15 protein-coding genes are annotated in these 17505 nt (G+C 68.0%); 4 read left to right on the top strand and 11 right to left on the bottom strand.

Annotated elements, in window-relative coordinates:
• Positions 1-29: 29 nt before the first annotated feature.
• Positions 30-3320: a bifunctional lysylphosphatidylglycerol synthetase/lysine--tRNA ligase LysX gene (gene lysX / locus M3330_RS11260; RefSeq protein WP_247849663.1), complete on the bottom strand. Its 3291-nt coding sequence runs from the start codon at positions 3318-3320 to the stop codon at positions 30-32.
• 172 nt (positions 3321-3492) lie between these two features.
• Positions 3493-5607 carry an MMPL family transporter gene (locus M3330_RS11255; RefSeq protein WP_197481820.1) on the bottom strand — a complete coding sequence of 705 codons (2115 nt, stop codon included), beginning with the start codon at positions 5605-5607 and terminating at the stop codon, positions 3493-3495.
• Positions 5608-5899: 292 nt separating this feature from the next.
• Between M3330_RS11255 and M3330_RS11250 the strand changes: the two genes are divergently transcribed.
• Entirely contained in the window at positions 5900-6676 is a 777-nt protein-coding gene (locus M3330_RS11250; RefSeq protein WP_255028751.1) for a putative protein N(5)-glutamine methyltransferase, read from the top strand.
• Between the two features lie 22 nt (positions 6677-6698).
• Here the strand turns inward: M3330_RS11250 and M3330_RS11245 are convergent, their stop codons facing one another.
• From M3330_RS11245 to M3330_RS11235, 3 genes are all read right to left on the bottom strand, one after another.
• Positions 6699-7517, bottom strand: coding sequence for an anti-sigma factor (locus tag M3330_RS11245; protein WP_255028750.1), 819 nt, complete (start codon positions 7515-7517; stop codon positions 6699-6701).
• Entirely contained in the window at positions 7510-8082 is a 573-nt protein-coding gene (locus M3330_RS11240; RefSeq protein ID WP_024102602.1) for a sigma-70 family RNA polymerase sigma factor, read from the bottom strand. Before M3330_RS11240 ends, M3330_RS11245 begins: the two co-directional genes overlap by 8 nt.
• A gap of 77 nt (positions 8083-8159) precedes the next feature.
• The gene (locus tag M3330_RS11235) at positions 8160-8783 is read right to left on the bottom strand and encodes a DUF1365 family protein (protein WP_006553346.1); all 624 of its coding nucleotides are present in this window, start codon (positions 8781-8783) and stop codon (positions 8160-8162) included.
• A gap of 482 nt (positions 8784-9265) precedes the next feature.
• Between M3330_RS11235 and M3330_RS11230 the strand changes: the two genes are divergently transcribed.
• Positions 9266-9937, top strand: a complete 672-nt coding sequence (locus M3330_RS11230; RefSeq protein WP_019290407.1) for a fasciclin domain-containing protein — start codon at positions 9266-9268, stop codon at positions 9935-9937.
• A 30-nt stretch (positions 9938-9967) separates the two neighbouring features.
• On the top strand, positions 9968-10558 hold the full coding sequence (locus M3330_RS11225) for a lipocalin family protein (protein ID WP_019290406.1): 591 nt from the start codon (positions 9968-9970) through the stop codon (positions 10556-10558).
• 118 nt (positions 10559-10676) lie between these two features.
• Here M3330_RS11225 and M3330_RS11220 read toward each other — a convergent pair whose 3' ends face one another.
• The 5 genes from M3330_RS11220 to M3330_RS11200 form a co-directional block, all read right to left on the bottom strand.
• Complete coding sequence (locus tag M3330_RS11220) at positions 10677-11723, bottom strand: DDE-type integrase/transposase/recombinase (RefSeq protein ID WP_219129769.1); 1047 nt, start codon at positions 11721-11723, stop codon at positions 10677-10679.
• Positions 11696-12151 (bottom strand): hypothetical protein, encoded by a 456-nt coding sequence (locus tag M3330_RS11215; RefSeq protein ID WP_039583527.1) that lies wholly within the window; start codon positions 12149-12151, stop codon positions 11696-11698. Before M3330_RS11215 ends, M3330_RS11220 begins: the two co-directional genes overlap by 28 nt.
• A gap of 100 nt (positions 12152-12251) precedes the next feature.
• On the bottom strand, positions 12252-13715 hold the full coding sequence (locus tag M3330_RS11210; RefSeq protein ID WP_064853056.1) for an SDR family oxidoreductase: 1464 nt from the start codon (positions 13713-13715) through the stop codon (positions 12252-12254).
• Positions 13712-15076 (bottom strand): TIGR01777 family oxidoreductase, encoded by a 1365-nt coding sequence (locus tag M3330_RS11205; protein WP_006553351.1) that lies wholly within the window; start codon positions 15074-15076, stop codon positions 13712-13714. Before M3330_RS11205 ends, M3330_RS11210 begins: the two co-directional genes overlap by 4 nt.
• Before the next feature lie 308 nt (positions 15077-15384).
• The gene (locus tag M3330_RS11200; RefSeq protein ID WP_039583606.1) at positions 15385-16740 is read right to left on the bottom strand and encodes a deoxyribodipyrimidine photo-lyase; all 1356 of its coding nucleotides are present in this window, start codon (positions 16738-16740) and stop codon (positions 15385-15387) included.
• Between the two features lie 28 nt (positions 16741-16768).
• Between M3330_RS11200 and M3330_RS11195 the strand changes: the two genes are divergently transcribed.
• The gene (locus tag M3330_RS11195) at positions 16769-16990 is read left to right on the top strand and encodes an RNA-binding S4 domain-containing protein (protein WP_006553353.1); all 222 of its coding nucleotides are present in this window, start codon (positions 16769-16771) and stop codon (positions 16988-16990) included.
• Between the two features lie 25 nt (positions 16991-17015).
• Here the strand turns inward: M3330_RS11195 and rraA are convergent, their stop codons facing one another.
• Positions 17016-17504: a ribonuclease E activity regulator RraA gene (gene rraA / locus M3330_RS11190; RefSeq protein WP_006553355.1), complete on the bottom strand. Its 489-nt coding sequence runs from the start codon at positions 17502-17504 to the stop codon at positions 17016-17018.
• Between the last annotated feature and the right edge of the window lies 1 nt (position 17505).

Below are 17505 nucleotides of genomic sequence, written 5' to 3'. Positions count from 1 at the left end.
GGTGGAGCGGTTTCACGTGAAACCACCCGTCAGGAGCGCCGCGGCTTCGTGAACGGGAACGCCAGCGACTCGCGGATGCTCCCTCCGAGTACGAGCATCACGATCCGGTCGACACCCATACCGAGGCCGCCGGTGGGAGGCATCGCGTATTCGAGTGCTTCGAGGAACTCCTCGTCGAGTTCCATCGCCTCCTCGTCACCGCCCGCGGCGAGCAGCGACTGCTCCGTGAGGCGAGCACGCTGGTCGAGCGGATCGGTGAGCTCGCTGTAGGCGGTCCCCAGCTCGACACCCCAGGCCACCAGGTCCCACTTCGCCGCGACACCCGGCTTGCGGGGGTGCGGCCGGGTCAACGGCGACACCGAGGTCGGGAAGTCGGTGTAGAAGGTGGGGAACTCCGTCTTCGATTCGACGAGGTGCTCGTACATCTCCTGCGCGGTGGCGCCGGCGTCCCAGGCCGGGTTGTAGGGGATCTCGTGTTCGTCGCACAGGCGTCGCAGGACGTCGACGGGGGTCTGCGCATCGACGAATGTCCCGAGCGCCTCGGAGATCGCGTCGTGGAAGGTCTTGACGGGCCACTCGCCGGAGATGTCGATCTCGACCGGGATACCGTCGGGTCCGGGCCGCAGGATGATCTCGCGTCCGTGTGCCGCGCGGGCCGCTGCCTGGATCAACTCGCGTGCGACCACCCGCATCTTCTCGTAGTCGCTGTGCGCCTCGTATGCCTCGAGGATCGTGAACTCCGGGTTGTGCTTGAAATCCGCACCCTCGTTGCGGAACACCCGGCCGATCTCGAAGACCTTCGCCATGCCCGCGACGCACAACCGCTTCAGATACAGCTCGGGGGCGATCCGCAGGTACAGATCGGCGTCGTAGGCGTTGATGTGCGTGATGAACGGTGCGGCGTTCGCGCCGCCGTGCACCGACTGCAGGATGGGGGTCTCCACCTCGAGATAGCCGCGCGCCTGCAGTTCGTCGCGTAGCGACCGCACCACCGCGCTGCGTGCCGCGAGGTGGTCGCGTGCCCCGCGGTCGATCGCGAGATGCAGATAGCGTTGCCGCACGCGGGCTTCCGGGTCGACGAGGCCGTGGTACTTGTCGGGCAGCGGATGCAGGCACTTGCCGTCGATGCGCCACGAGTCGGCGAGCACCGAGATCTCGCCGGTGCGGCTGCGTCCCACCTCGCCCGACACCTCGACGAGGTCACCGAGGTCGAACAGGAAGCGTTGTCCGGCAACCCGTTGCCGGTCGATGAGGATCTGGATGTCGCCCGACCAGTCGCGCAGCACCGCGAACAGCACACCGCCGAAGTTGCGGATGCGCAGCAGGCGTCCCGCCACGGTCACCGGGGTGCCGGACTTCGCGGCCCGGGCCTCGGCGGCCGTGTGGGTCGGGGGATGCGCGACCGGATAGGGATCGACACCGTGCTCGACGATCCGCTGCAGGGTGTTCATCCGCACCTGGACCTGTTCGGGGCGGCGACGTCCGTGCGAGACGGCGGGCGTGCCGTCGGCAAGCTCGACGTCGGGTGCGCTGCCGTCGTCGTGCAGTTCTGCCGCGGCCACCTGGTCCTCGGGGAACGCCGAGTGTGTTCCCGTGTGCTGCTGGGTGTTCCGACGACCGAAGGTGGGGAGGGTGAGGAAGCCCTCGGCGATCGCCGACGCGAGCGCGACGCGCGGGATGAGCCGGTTGTCGCGGAAACACAGGAAGCGGGGCACCCATTCGGGGTGGTACTTGACGTTGGACCGGTACAACGCCTCGAGCTGCCACCACCGTGAGAAGAACAGCAGGATCGACCGCCACAACCGCAGGATCGGGCCGGCACCGATCCGCGCGCCCTCCTCGAAGACCGACCGGAAGACCGCGAAGTTCAACGAGATCCGCTCGACGTCGAATTCGGCACCGCGTGAGGCGAGCTCGGAGACCATGAGTTCGACGACGCCGTTGGGGGCCTGCGGGTCGCGGCGCATGAGGTCGAGTGACACGCCGTCCGATCCCCAGGGCACGAGCGAGAGCATCGCGACGACCTTGCCGTCCGCGACCGCTTCGACGAGCAGGCAGTCGCCGTCGAGCGGGTCGCCGAGCCGGCCGAGGGCCATCGAGAAACCGCGCTCGTTTTCGGTGTCGCGCCAGGCCTCGGCGCGCTGGATCGCCGCCGACAGCTCGATGGGTGACAGTTCGCGGTGACGCATGATCCGCGCGGTCACACCGTGTTTGCGGGCGCGGTTGACGGCCTGCCGCACCGGTCGCATGTCGCGTCCGGTGAGACTGAAGTCGCGGGTGAGCAGGACGGCCTCGTCGCCGAGCTGCAGCGCGTTCAGACCCGCACGGTGGTAGGCCGTCGCACCGTCCTCGCTCGCCCCCATCACCGCGGGTGTCCACCCATAGGCGCGGGCGAGGTCGAGCCATTCGTCGATGGCGTGCGGCCACGCTTCGGGGTTGCCGATCGGATCACCGCTCGCGAGGCACACGCCGAGTTCGACGCGGTAGGTCACCGCGGCCTTGCCGCTGGGGGCGAACACCACGGCCTTGTCGCGGCGGGTCGCGAAGTAGCCGAGCGAATCGTCGCTCTGGGCGAGCAGACCGCGGATGGCCGATTCGTCACTGCCGGTGAGCGCGTTGCTCGCTCGCTGTGAACGGAACAGCACCACGACCGCCGCGAGCACGGCGAGGGCGCCGAGGAGGCCGAGGATCGTGTTGACCAGCCCGTTCGGGCGGCCACCGAACTGGTCGTTGTCGATGAACGTCAGCGCGGTGACGCGGTTGAGCGCCCACAGGAACCGGTCGGTAGCGGGCAGGGTGCCAGGGAACAGTTCCACCAGGCCCCAGCCGATGAGCGTCGCGACGACCAGACCACCCACGAGCACACCGAGTGCGGCCCAGGCGTTTCCGCGCCGCACGCGCGTGTAGAACTCGGGATAGGACAGCAGCAGGAGCGCGACGATCAGCAGATGGACGACCAACGCGACGAGGTGGTTCGGGTCGCGCTCGACGATACTCATCACGAGATTGGTGATGGAGAATCCGCCGAGGTAGATCGTCAGGATCCACCACGCGATGCGTTTTCGGCCGGCGATCGCACCGGCGAGCAGGCCGAGGACGAGCGCGAACGACAGGCTCGTGTCGGGGGCGTCGAAGTAGTACTCGTCGAGATATTCGCGCGGGGCGTGGATCCAGTAACGCAGGGTCGGGGAGATCGACCACAATGCGACCACGACCGCGTAGATGCCCAGGATCAGGCCGAAGATGTGCGGTACGGCGGACAGACGTCCACCGACACGGTCGGTCAGCGACGGCCGGGAGGGCGGTCGGGCGTCCTCCACCGGACGCGGGCGCTCGACAGGAGCGGCGGAATCCGCAGACATGGAATAGAACGGTAACGGGCAAACGCGGCAGCCGTGGGACGAACGGCCGCGGGACCGGATCACATGCCCGGTCCCGCGGCCGCTCTCATCCGCTCATGCGCGTGTCAGTAGCACTGCGCGCTCAGCGCGCTCATGAGCGCGGCGCTCCCGCGGTCGCGACGTCCTCGGTGGCGTCCGGCTCGGACGGTTCGGCCCGCGCCAGCTTGCTCGGCCACCAGATCTTCTTGCCGATGTCGATCGTCAGGGCCGGCACCACCAGCGACCGCACGAGCAGCGCGTCGAGCAGGACACCGAAGGCGACGATGAACGCCAGCTGAGCCAGGAACAGCAGTGGGATCACCGCCAGCGCCGAGAACGTGGCCGCGAGCACCACGCCGGCGGACGTGATGACACCACCGGTGACGGTCAGCGCCCGCAGGGTGCCCGCACGGGTACCGACCTTCTTCGTCTCCTCGCGGACGCGGGTCATGAGGAAGATGTTGTAGTCGATACCCAGCGCCACGAGGAAGACGAACCCGAACAGAGGCACCACCGGGTCGGCGCCCGGGAAACCGAACAGGTGGTTGAACACGAGCGACGAGACACCGAGGGTCGCCGCGAACGAGACGATCACGGTGAGCATCAGCAGGATCGGTGCGACGACCGCCCGCAGCAACGCGATGAGCACCAGCAGCACCACGAGCGTCACAACCGGGATGATGACGGTGCGGTCGCGGGTCGCGGTGTCCTTCGTGTCGAGGTCGACGGCCGTGGGTCCGCCGACGAGTGCCTCGGCCCCGGGCACGGCGTGCACCGCCTCGCGGATGCGTTCGACGGTCTCCTCGGCGGCGAGGGAGTCGGCGGGATCCGAGAGCGTCGCCTGCACCGCGACCAGTCCGTCGACCACGCGCGGCGCGCCGTCGGGGCCGGGGACGGGCTGGACGGTCGTCACGCCCTCGACGCCCTCGGTGGCGCCGACGACACCCTCGAGCGCGCCTTCGCGGGCGACGACGATGCTGGGCGAACCGGTGCCGGCGTCGAAGTGCTCACCGAGCACCTCCTGGCCGGACTTCGAATCGGTTTGCAGGAGGAACAGATCCGAGGACGCGACACCGCTCGCCTTGAACTGCGGTGCCAGCAGGGCGAAGGCGACGAGCACGAGGCTGCACACGATCCAGATGGGACGCGGCTTCGACCCGACGAAGTCGGCCACCCGGCCCCACACCTTGTGGGACTTCTGCATGTCGTCGGCGTCGGCGTTCGGGTCGTAGACCGGGCGGGTGGGCCAGAACGCGACGCGGCCGAGCAGCACGAGCACTGCGGGCAGGAAGGTGAGCGACGCGAGGAACGACGTCGCGATGCCGATGGCGGCCACCGGGCCGAGACCGCGGTTGGAGTTCAGGTCCGACAGCAGTAGGCACAGCACACCGAGGATGACGGTGCCGGCCGACGCCGCGATCGGCTCGATCGAGCCGCGGAGCGCGCTGCGCATCGCGGCGTACTTGTCCTGCTGCAGTCGCAGTTCCTCGCGGTACCGGGAGACCAGCAGCAGCGCGTAGTCGGTGGCGGCGCCGAACACGAGGATGAACATGATGCCCTGGCTCTGGCCGTTGAGCGCGATCGCTCCGGCGTCGGCGAGCACATAGATCAGCAGGCTCGCGAGGGCGAGTGCGAACAGCGCCGAGATGATGACGACGAACGGCAGGATCGGGCTGCGGTAGACCACCACGAGGATGACGAGGACGACACCGCCCGCGACGAGCAGGAGCAGTCCGTCGATGCCGCCGAAGGCCGACGACAGGTCGGCGGCCTGCCCGGCGGGGCCGGTGACGTAGACGGTCAGGCCGTCCGGTGCGCCTTCGAGGGCCGTCCGGAGTTCCTCGACGGCCTCCTGGACCTCCCCGGAGGCGTCGAGCGGCACGATCATCTGCGCCGCTGCGCCGTCCTCGGACGGGATCGGCGGCGGTCCGGCCGATTCGGTGGCGAGGAAGGCGAGGTCCTCGTCGGTGATCCCACCGTCGCGTTCGGCGACGACGATCGCGGGGATGAACTCGCTCTCGTCGAACTGCGCGTACAGCTCGTCCGCGCGGGTGGATTCGGCCGATGCCGGGAGGAAGGTGCTCGCGTCGTTGGAGGCGACCTCGCTGAGCTTGCCTGCGAACGGGCCGCCGCCACCGGCGGCCACGAGCCACGCGATGAGCAACAGGGCGGGTAGCAGCCACCGCCATCGGCCGGTTCTACGTGGGGGCGCGGTAGCAGTGCTCAAGATTCCTCCTGGCGTGAACGGATATGTCGACCCACGCGGGGGCGTGGACGCCTACCGGCGTGTGATCGAACTCGAGCGCGACGACGCGACCGGTGGCGACTCTCCGGTCGCGGTCTCGGACCCGGCGACCCTGCGCAGGCTCCTGCACGAGATCGTTCGTTCCCACAGCGCTCCTCGTGACAGCCCGCGGAATACCCATGATCGGGAGATTCCACCCCTTCACGGGGTGTGAGCCGGCCCCCGCCCCGGGAAACGGAGAGATTCGCCGGATGAGCGCGCGGTAGGGTTCCGCATGGTCTCCGCCCACCGGACCCACGCCGACGTTGTCTCCGCACTGCGAGCGGCCGGGTGCGTGTTTGCCGAGGAGGAGGCGCAGCTGCTCGTCGAAGCCGCTCCCACACCCTCGGATCTGGAGCGGCTCATCGCGCGGCGGGCCGGCGGAGAACCCCTCGAACACGTACTGGGACAGGTCTTCTTCCACGGCAGGCGCATCGCGGTGCGAGAGGGGGTGTTCGTCTCCCGTCGCCGCACCGAGTACCTGGTGGACTGCGCGATCGAACTCGCGCGGCCCGGCGCCGTGATCGTCGACATGTGCTGCGGGTGCGGTGCCGTCGGTGCCACGCTCGCCACCGCCGTCGAGGCCTGCGAGGTCTACGCGGCCGACATCGATCCCGTCGCCACCGCGTGTGCCCGCCTGAACCTGCCGCCCCACCGGGTGTTCGTCGGCGATCTGTTCGACGCCCTGCCGGGCACGCTGCGCGGTCGCGTCGACGTGCTCGTCGCCAACGCGCCCTACGTGCCGTCGGGGGCGATCGCGTCGATGCCGCGGGAGGCGCGCTACAGCGAGCCGCGACATGCACTGGACGGCGGACCCGACGGACTGGACGTCCACCGTCGGCTCGTCGCCGACGCGGGTCGGTGGCTCACCGACGGTGGGTCGCTGCTCGTCGAGTCGGCCGCGTCGCAGGCACCCGTCGTGCGCGACCTCATGACCCGGGCCGGACTCGACGCCGACACGCGGGGTTTCGAGGAAGCCGACGCGACCGTCGTCATCGGCACCCGCCGATGACGTGCTCGCTGCCGCGAACATGTCAGTCGAGCGGCAGCTGAGCGAAGATCGCGGTCGGCTGGGTCGACCCGCCCGTCGGTTCCACGCTGAAGGCGAGCGCGGTGGCACCCGAGATGTCCTCGAGCACCGCGGTCGTCGACGGCGCGACGTCGTCGGGTGTCATCGTGCCTGCGGGCTCCATTCCCTCGGGCCCGACCAGCCACATCTGGTAGACGCTGCCCTCGGCCGGCGGGGCGACGTTGTTCATCACCAGCACGCCGGCGTCCTCCTCCTTGGAGAACACCACGGTCGCGGTGCCGCCACCGTCGAGCTCGCCCGACGAGGTCCGTACGTCCTCGGCGGCGAAGACCCGCTCGCCCGTGCCCGGCTCGGACGTGTTCTGCCATTGACCGGCCACCACGACGCCGCCGATCGCGACGATCACGGCCGCTGCCGCGGCGAGCAGGAAGTTCCGCTGTCGGGCCTGGCGGCGCTCGTCGAGGGAGACGGGCGGGGGAGGGTGATCGTCCTCCGCCCGAGGTGCCTCGGTCGCCTCCGGCTCACCGGGTCGTTCCGTGTGCGTCTTCTCGGCGGGCGTCTTCGCGGTGAGTTCGGCGTGGACCAGATCGAGAAGTCGCACCCGGAGTTCGGGCGGCGGCTCGGTCGCGGTACCGGCCGACATCGCTGCGAGGGTCTCGCGGACCTCGCGGACCTCGACGCCGAACCGTTCGGCCGCCTCCGGGTCTGCTTCCGCGAGTCGCTCGGCAAGCTCTCGACGTTCGTCGGGCGTGACGGCATCCAATGCGAAGACGGGTGCCATGTCGAGCAGATCGTGCGAGGAATCGTTCGCCTCGTCAGCCATCCACAGTCACCCCCAGACAATTCTTCAGTCGTTTCAGGCCGTCCCGGATGCGCGACTTGACCGTCGGCAACGGGGACGAAAGTTCTTCTGCCACTTCGGTATACGTAAAGCCTCTGTAGTAGGCGAGCTCGACCGAGCGTCGCTGCAGTTCGGTGAGCGAACCCAGACACTCGTTCACCCGGCGGCGATCGTCGCGCTGCGCTACCTCCTCGCTCACCGAGTCGAAAGCCGCGTCGACATTCGTCGAACCGTACTGCGACTCGCGGTCGGCTCCGGACTGTTCGCTGCGGACCCGGTCGACGGCACGCCGATGGGCGAGCGTGATGATCCACGACAGAGCGGAACCCTGACGCGGGTCGTACTTGTCGGCCGACCTCCATACCTGGAGGTAGACCTCCTGGGTGGTCTCCTCGCTGTAACCGGGATCCCGCAGGACCCGCAGCACCATGCCGAAGACTCGGGAACGCGTCGCGTCGTACAGTTCGGCGAACGCCGTAGGGTCTTGCCGGGCCACCCGCCCGAGCAGTTCGCCGAGGGTATCGGTATGGCCTCCGACGCCGGTCATCGGCTCAGTCCGCTCATCGAGGGAAAGCCTAGCCTGGACATTCCCTCCACTCAAGGCAACCGTGTCGACCACGAGCGTCACCCCATCCACATCCGAGCACGTAGAACAGTCGTGAGATCGGCCGGCAGCCGTTCGCCGCTGACGGTCGCGGTGAACACCGGGACGCCGGGTCGCCGCAGGGCGACCGAGACCGCGAACGTGTCGCCGGCCCGGGTGATGATGTCGATCTCGTCCGAGCGCAGCGTGTAACAGTGCCGTCCGTTCCGGCGCGAATGGATCTCCGCGACCACGCAGGCCAGGGAACCGCTCGGATCGTGACACCAGAACAGGTTCAGCGGATCCGATCCGAGACCGAGGCGCCGGATGTTCAGCAGCGCAGTGATGCGCCCGACCGGAACCCGCACCCCGTCGGCCACGAGCTGATCCTCGACCCGCCCGCGGAAGGTGTCCGAATCGCTCGCGACGAAGTGGTCCCACGGCTCGAACCGCATCAGCGTGCGCAACCACCAGGACGAAGGCATCGATTCGTCGACATCCATGACCCAGCTGAAGCCGCGGTACTCGAGCGAGGGGCGCTCGGCCGAGCCCTGCGCGTGGCGGACGAAGGTCCGGTAGATCGCCGGCACGACCGCCTCCCGGCCACCCGGGAACTCGACGTCGTCGCCGATCATCGCGACTGCGCGGGGAAGGTCAGGATGCATGGTCGTCTCCGGGGCACGGGGTCGGTTTCCCCGACAGTGTGCACGTGAGGAAATCGGCTGTGGTGTCGGCCCACCAGCGCGGGTCGGTGAGGAGGAAGTGCCCGGCTCCGGGCAGGGGATGCCAGCGCGTGTTCACGCCCCGGTCTCCCGCCGCCGTCGTCCGGCTCTGCGCCATCCGCGGATCGGTCCGGGTGTCCTCCGACGCATGTGCAACTGCGACAGATGCCACGGACGCAGCGGTGTGGTGCCGACCGGACGCCCACCGGGCAACACGAATACGTGAGCCGGTCGGAGATCCTCGACGTCGTCCATGACCTGCATTCGGAGCCGACCGCAATACGGATGGGTCGAACACCGGATACCGATCCGAAAAAAAATCTCTCGATCCGACCCATCCGGGCCGACCCGAGGTTCGAATGACCGGTGACACACCTGATCGACGTGGCCGTTTCCGGCCACGGCCTACGAAGGGAACCACAGTCATGAACATCACTGCGCGCAAGAGCCTGGCCGTCGTCGGAATCGGTGCGATGTCCCTGCTGGGTGTCGCGGCGTGTTCGGATGATTCGGGCACGGACACCACCGACACCACCACGATGGAGACCACCCAGGAGACAATGCAGGAAACCACTACGGCTGCAACCGGTACCGCAACCCCCGCTGCCGGCCCCGTCGGACCGGGCTGCGCCGATTATGTCGCCGCGAACCCTACCGGCCCGTCGTCCGTCGAGGAACTCGCGAACCAGCCTGTCGCCGAGGCCGCCGGAAACGTGCCGATCCTGACCACTCTCACGCAGGCCCTGTCCGGCCAGCTCAACCCCGACGTCAACCTGGTCGAGACGCTCAACGATGGCGAGTTCACCGTCTTCGCGCCGGTCGACGACGCGTTCGCCGCTCTGCCGCCGGAGACCGTCCAGACGCTGCAGACGGATTCGGCTCTACTGACCGACATCCTCACCTACCACGTGGTTCCCGGTGAGCTGACCCCGGCCGATATCGCCGGCACGCAGACCACCGTCCAGGGCGGCACCGTCGAGGTCGCCGGCGAGGGTGAGATGTGGACCGTCAACGACGCCAACGTGATCTGCGGTGGCATCGAGACCGAGAACGCCACCGTGTACCTGATCGACGGCGTTCTCATGCCCCAGCAGTAACCGATACCGGACGACGGAAAGGTAGAAGGCATGCGTAGATCCCGACACGGCGTTCGGGGGCTTGCGGCGGCGTTCATCGCCGCCGCAGGCGCGCTCCTGTTCGCCACGCCCGCCGCCGCAGCGCCGCTCACTCCGGTTCCCGAGCTCGACGTGAACCGGTATGTGGGGCAGTGGTATCAGCTCGCCGCCAATCCGGCTCCCTACAACATCGACTGCGCTCGCGACACGACGGCGTTCTACACGCTGCTCGACGAACGCAACGTGCGCGTGGAGAACTCGTGCACCACGTTCACCGGCGATCGTCGCGGGATCATCGGGAACGCCCGCGTGAACGACACTGCCGCACTGCATGTGTCTTTTCCGGGGGTACCCTTCCAGGATTCGCTCGACGGACCGAGCAACTACATCGTCACGTACCTCGCGAACGATTACTCGTGGGCAGTCGTCGGTGACCCGACGCGCATCTCCGGATTCGTGCTGTCGCGTTCGCCCGTCGTCAGCGACGACGCGTGGCGCGAGATCCGGAACGTCGTCGAGGCGAGCGGGTACAACTCGTGCCTGATGCTCACCTCGCCCACCACCGAGGGACTGCAGGACATCAAACCGCTCTGCGCCGTGTAACTCTCGGTCGATCGTGGTGGTGTGCGGATCCCGAGGAAGATCCGCACACCACCCAGATCCGTCGTCCCGAAAACATCCGCTCGCGAGTTCGCCATCCGCTACAGCAATTCGGAAGTTGTCAACCTGTCTGAGACAGATGGGTGATGTTGATTCCGGTCGGTCGAGGTAGTGGTGGTGCCAGCGGCCGGCGCTGGAACCGCTGCGGGTGCCGGGCATGGATCCGGTCGAGTCGGTCCTGCCGGCGTCGGTGTTCCTCGACGGCGGTGCCGAGGAACACCGACGCGGGGGTGTGTCGACCCAACCCACTGTGGCGGTGTTCGAGGGCGTATCGGGTCATGAATTCCTCGGTCCACCGCCGGGCATGGTCGATGCTGTCGAACCGGTGCGGACACGACAGGTCGTACTTGATGGTTTTGAACAACGACTCGGAAAACGGATTGTCGTCACTGACCCGCGGCCGTGAGTACGAGGGCAGGACCTGCTGCTCGTCGAGCGCATCGAGCAGTGCGGTCGAGCGCATCGAGGCCCCGTTGTCGGCGTGCAGCACCGTCGGTGCCCCGAACGCGGTGAACGCTTCGGTGAACATTTCCACCGCCGCAGCGGCGGTCTCGGCGTACTCGATGCGCCAGGCCACCGGGAACCGCGAATACACATCGATCACCAGATACAGCAGATACCGGTCCTGGGTGCGTGGCCCCTTGAGCACAGTGATGTCCCACGACCACAATGTGCCCACCGCCGGAGCCGGAACGACCGGTTTGCGGCGGCTGATCCCCGATCCCGGGCCGCCGCTGCGGCTGCGGCGTCGGTCCCCGACCAGGTTCTGCGAGTGCGCCACTCGATAGAAACTCGACTGGGAACACTCCACCAGCCCTTCATCGAAGGACCGCCAATACAGTTGGCACACAGACAGATGGGTGTTCCCCTCGGCGAGGATCACCTCGACGATGGTGTCCTTCTCGGCCGGTGACAACGCGGCCGGCTGGTGCCGGTCCCGCTGCCGGATCGGATCGGACACCGGCCGATAGTGCCGATACCCGCGCACCTCCCGGTAGTAGCGGGCCCGGGGGATCCCCAGCAATGCGCAGCCACGCACGATCGGCACGCCGGCTGCGGCCAACGCGGTGACGGTGTCGGTCAGGACAGTCCTCGGCGTTCGAGCCATTGCGCGTACTCGCGGGCACTCATCAACGACGGCGGGATCTGCGGGTCCTCGTCGGTCGAGCTCTTGGTGATCCCTTGCAAGAGCTCGAATGCTTTTCCCAGGATTTCCACGGCGGCGTCGCCCTGGGCGACCTTCTCGCGGAGGCGTTCGTTCTCTTTGCGGAGTTTGGCCAGCTCCGCACGGTCTCGACTGTCCACTCGGTCCCTCGACTTGTCTGCTGCGGTCACCATCGACGCTTCCAAGTCTCCCGAATCCCGGGCGTGGATCCAACGTGCGATGGTGGCGTAGTCGAGGTTGGTCTCGCGCAGTAGGCGGGTCTTGGCACCGACTTCGATGCATTGGTCCCACTGCCGTAGGAACTCGATCTTGTAGGCGATGGAGAACGCGCGTTTGCCGGTGCGGGTCCGCCCAACAGGGATGTCGATCATTGGTGTGCTCCGATCCCCGCGCTGATTGCCAGGTGTCTCACGAACATCCTGACAACCAGCGAATTGCTGCAGCGGATGGCGAACAACGTAGCGGATCGCTCTAGCGGCCGGCGGTGCCCGCGATGTTCTCGAGCATGCCGCGGAAGATGATGCCGTGGAAGGGAACCAGCGCGTACCAGTAGAGACGACCGGCGACTCCGCGCGGGAAGAAGATCGCCCGCTGGTGCACGCGCGACCGGCCCGACTCCAGCGGATCGACCCGCCACTCGAGCCACGCTCCGCCGGGTGCCCGCATCTCCGCGCGCAGGCGCAGCAGCGTCGGACGTTCGATCCGTTCGACGCGCCAGAAGTCCAGGGCGTCACCGGTATGCAGGGTTTTCGGGTCGCGGCGACCGCGGTGGAGTCCGACGCCGCCGACGAACCGGTCGAGCCAGCCGCGGATGGTCCACGCCAACGGGAAGGAATACCAACCGTTCTCGCCGCCGATGCTCTCGACGACGGCGAACACCTTCTCCTGGGATGAATCCGACTCGAGTGACCGCTCGTCGGTGAAGACGACCTCGCCGGCCCAGTCCGGGTCGGACGGAAGCGGATCGGCGGGTGCGCCGACCGGTGATGCGTTCGTCCACGTCGTCTCGACCTCTCCCCGTTCGATACGGCCGAGGGCGAGCCGGACCGCGTCGCGGTAGCCGGTGAGGCCGGATTCCGGTGGGGGGATGATCGAGTCGACGTCATGGTTGCGCATTACCGCGTCGGTCGACAGCGATTCGAGGAGCGCGCGACCGAGAGGCGGAGGAATCGGCGTGACCAGACCGATCCACAAACCGGCGAGCTTCGGTGTGAGGACGGGCAGGACGAGGATCCGGCGTTTCGTCAGACCGGCGACCTCCGAGTACTGCTGCATCATCTCGCCGTACCGCAGGACGTCGGGCCCACCGATGTCGTAGGTGCCACTGCGGGGGAGGGGTGCATCTGCGGCAGCGAGCAGATAGTGCAGGACGTCGCGCACCGCGATGGGCTGGATCCGGTTGTTCACCCAGCGTGGGGTCGTCATGACGGGGAGCCGGTTGCTCAGATGCCGGATCATCTCGAACGACGCCGAACCCGAACCGATCACGACGCCGGCCTGCAGCACGAGCGTCGGAACACCGGAATCCGTCAGGATACGTCCGACCTGGGCCCGTGAATACAGGTGCGGTGAGAGATCACCCGACTCCGGGTGCAGCCCACCGAGGTACACGATGCGGGAGACGCCGTGGTCGCGTGCCGCGTCGGCGACGTTCTGCGCCGCTCGCTTCTCCGCGTCGACGAACTCGTCGCGACCACCCATCGAATGCACCAGGTAGTACACGACGTCGATGTCGCGGCATGCCGCGCGCAGCGATTCGGCGTCGTCGAGGTCGCCACGGACGATCTCGACGTCGTCGGCCCACGGCACGTCGCGCAATTTGTCGGGGCTGCGCGCGAGCACCCGTACCCGGTAACCCGCCTCGAGCAGGCGCGGAGCGAGCCGGCCACCGATGTAGCCGGTCGCTCCGGTGACCAGGACACGCTTTCCGCTCACGGTTCCTCCAGGATGTGGCCGAGTTGGTGGCGCAGCGACGCTTCGAGATCGGGACGCCGGAACCGGTGCCCGGCGTCGATCAGCGCCTTCGGGACGACGAACTGATCGGCCTGGGCGACCTCGCGTGCACCCTCGTCGCCGAGCAGCAACCGGGGGCCGAAACCGGGGACGGGCAGCAGCGCGGGCCGGTGCAGCACCGACGCCAGTACCCGGGTGTACTCCTCGTTGCGCACCGGCTGCGGTGCAACGGCGTTCACCGGTCCGGTCAGGCCGGGGTCGGTGAGGGCACGGTGGTAGACCTCGAGGAGGTCGTCGATGTCGATCCAGGAGAACCACTGCCGGCCGTCGCCGATCCGGCCACCGAGACCGCTCGCGAACAGCGGCCGCATCAACTGGAGCGTTCCGCCGCGGGGTGTCTGGACGATGCCGGTGCGCACGTGCACGACCCGCATGCCCTTCTTCTCCGCGGGATGTGCCGCGGCCTCCCAATCGGAGACGACGTCGGCGAGGAAACCCGTTCCACGTGATGCGTTCTCGTCGAGCGGTGTGTCTCCTCGGTCGTAACCGTAGAGGCCGATCGCGGACGCGGAGACGAAGGTTGCGGGACCGTTGGGTGTGGTCGCGGCGAGTTCGGCGAGTCGGCGTGTCGGTTCGATGCGGCTGTCGCGGATCGCGGCCTTGTGGGAGTCGGTGAACCGTCCCGCGATCGACGCGCCCGCGAGGTGGACGACGGCGTCGACGCCTTCGAGTAGGTCGGGCGCCGGATCCTGAGGGTCCCAGCATCGTTCGTCGGTGCGCTGCGGTTTCCGGCGCACCAGGCGGACTACCTGGTAGCCACCCGTGGACAGGAAGGCCGTCAGGGCAGTACCCACGAGTCCGCTCGATCCGGTCACCGCGACCGTCCCGGGTCGGATGCCCTGCGCGTGCGACCAGCGGTGGCTCGCGAGATCGTCGGCGAGCTGGCGGTGCCGGTAACGGAAGGTCTGGGTGAGGAAACAGCCCGGTACCGGCGTGTCGACGCGATCGGTGACGCGGGTGCGGAATTCGTCGACGACGTCGAAGCGGTGTTCGTGGCGCCACGAGCCGATGACGGTGGCGGGGCGCGACAACAGGCCGTCGTGGGAGAGTTCGTCCACGAAACGTGCTGGCGGGTCGTAATCCTCGGGTCTGTGCCGGGAGATCCAGCGCAGACCGCCGGGGAGACCGAGGACGGCCGTACCGGATTCGAGGGAGTCGGCCTCGGCGACGACGTTCATCGGCTGCCAGGGCGGGATCAGGCGGAGGATGGCGCCGGGCCGGGAGTGCCAGTCGAACACCTCGTCACGCGGTGCGTCGACGACGCTCGAGAATTCGATGCCCATGCCCTACCTCCTGTTTGCAGTGATGCTCACCCGGTGGTGACGGCGCCGGGGCGCCCGGTGGTGACGGCGCCGGGGCGCCCGGTGGTGACGGCGCCGGGGCGGACTCCTGCACCGTATCCACTCAAGCAGGAAGGACGCTGATCAGAAAGGTGTATGCGTCGACGAGCGGGTTGTGGATGGCCATGAAAGCTGCCTCGACGAGAGCGCGCACTGCGATGTCCTTTCGTTGGGTGTACGGCGAACAGGTTGTCCGTCCAGAAGTTGTTCGGAGCACCGCCACGACCGGATGGGTCGTTTCGCCGTCTTCTTCATCGGGGTGAGCGAATCCGCTCGTATCTGTCCAGAGCGACGCGGCGTTCGTGTGCGTGATCGACGACCGGTTCCGGGTATCCGTCCGGAGGGCCGTCGGGCAGGCTGTGCACACGAGCACCGTCGATGCTCCGCAGTTCGGGTACCCATCTGCGTACGTATTCACCCGTCGGATCGAACTTCTCGCCCTGCCGGGTCGGATTGAACACCCGGAAGTAGGGAGCGGCGTCGGTGCCGCTGCCCGCCGTCCACTGCCAATTGTGTTGGTTGGAGGCCAGATCGCCGTCCACCAGATGCTTCATGAAATGTCGCGCCCCACGCCACCACGGCAGGTGCAGGTCCTTCGTCAGGAACGACGCGACGATCATCCGCACCCGGTTGTGCATGACGCCCTCTGCGAGGAGCTGCCGCATCCCGGCGTCCACGATCGGGAATCCCGTGCGGCCCTCGCACCACGCGGCGAACAGGGCGTCGGCGTCGGGTCCGGAATCGTAGGTGATGGCGTCGAAGTCGCTGTTGTAGTTGGTCCGGGCGGTCTCGGGCCGCTGGAACAGGACGTCGGCGTAGAAGTCGCGCCACGCCAGTTCGCTGCGGAAGGTGACGGCCCCCTCGTCCGACCGGTTCCTCATGTCGTGCAGCAGGGTCCGCGGATGGATGCAGCCGAACTTCAGATAGGGCGACAGGCCGCTCGTGCCGTCGTAGGCCGGCCGGTCACGGTCGGTGGCGTACCGTTCGAGACCGTCGTCGAGGAATTCGCGCCATCGCTCCAGTGCGGCCGCCTCTCCGGGGGGAGGTGTGGGTTCGTCGCCGGCTTCGGGAATCGGCACGCGTGTGGAGCAGCCGCTCGGGTCGACCCAGTCGGCGGTGTCCGGTCCGGTTGCCGCGGGTGTGTGCCATCCGTGGTCGTTCCAGGCGCGGCGGAAGGCCGAGAACACCTTGTATGCAGTGCCGTCGGGTTTCGTTATGCGGCCCGGCGTGACGGCATACGGCGAGCCGGTGGCCACCAGTGGGACGTCGCCGAGCGCTTCGGCGACTGCTCGGTCGCGTCGCGTGCCGTAGGGACCGTGGTCGGAACTGATGTGGACCGCGGCCGCATCGAACTCGGCGGCGACTTGCGGCACCAGCATCATCGGGTCTCCCTGGACGACGAGCAGGCGCCCGCCGAGATCCCGGTCGAGGGCTTGCAGGCATCCCATGAGGAAGTCGCGCCGGCGGGCACCGGACGGGCGGAGCAGTGCGTCGTCGAGGACGAACAGGGCGAGGACGTCGTCGGCGGCCTCGGTGGCCGAGAGCAGGGTGGGCAGATCGTTCAGTCGGAGATCACGACGGAACCAGATGATGCTGGGGCGGGCCATGGATCCAGTGTCGGGGACAATGGGTGCCATGTCCGACGCATTCGATGTACCGATCCGTGACGAGTCGATCCGGCTCGGTCAGTTCCTCAAGCTCGCAAGCCTCATCGAGTCGGGTGCGGAGGCCAAGGAAGTGATCGCCGACGGCCTGGTGTCGGTCAACGGTGAGGTGGAGGTGCGTCGCGGCCGTCAGCTGAAGGTGGGCGACGTGGTGGAGATCGCCGGGGCGAGCGCGCGGGTCGCGCACGAATAGCGGGTCGACCCGCGCGCTCGGCTGATCAGTTCTCGACGCGGACGACGACGCCGTCGGAGTCGCTGTAGACGATCTCGCCCGGGTTGAACGTCACGCCGCCGATCTCGACGGGCACGTTCTTCTCGCCGGAGCCGGTCTGGGTGCTCTTGCGCGGGTTGGTGCCGAGGGCCTTGATGCCGATGTCGAGTGTGCGCAGGATGGCGGAGTCGCGGACCGCGCCGTTGACGATGACCCCGGCCCAGCCGTTGTCGACACCGCGACCGGCGATGATGTCACCGACGAGCGCGGTGTGGATGCTGCCACCGCCGTCGACGACGAGCACGCCGCCGTTGCCCGGCTCGGAGAGGGTCTGCTTGACGAGCAGGTTGTCCTGGAAGCAGCGGATGGTGGTGATGGGGCCGACGAACTCGGTGCGGCCGCCGAACTGGATGAACTGCGTGTCGCAGCTGCGGATGTCCGGGCCGATCTCGTCGGCGAGGTCTGCTGTGGCTGTGAAGGCAGGGGTGTCACTCATG

It is taken from the genome of Rhodococcus sp. GA1 (assembly GCF_024321955.1).
In the GTDB taxonomy this organism is placed as follows: Bacteria; Actinomycetota; Actinomycetes; order Mycobacteriales; family Mycobacteriaceae; genus Rhodococcus; species Rhodococcus pyridinivorans.
Note: the sequence above shows the minus strand (reverse complement) of the source record. Positions and strands in the feature narration are given on the sequence as shown.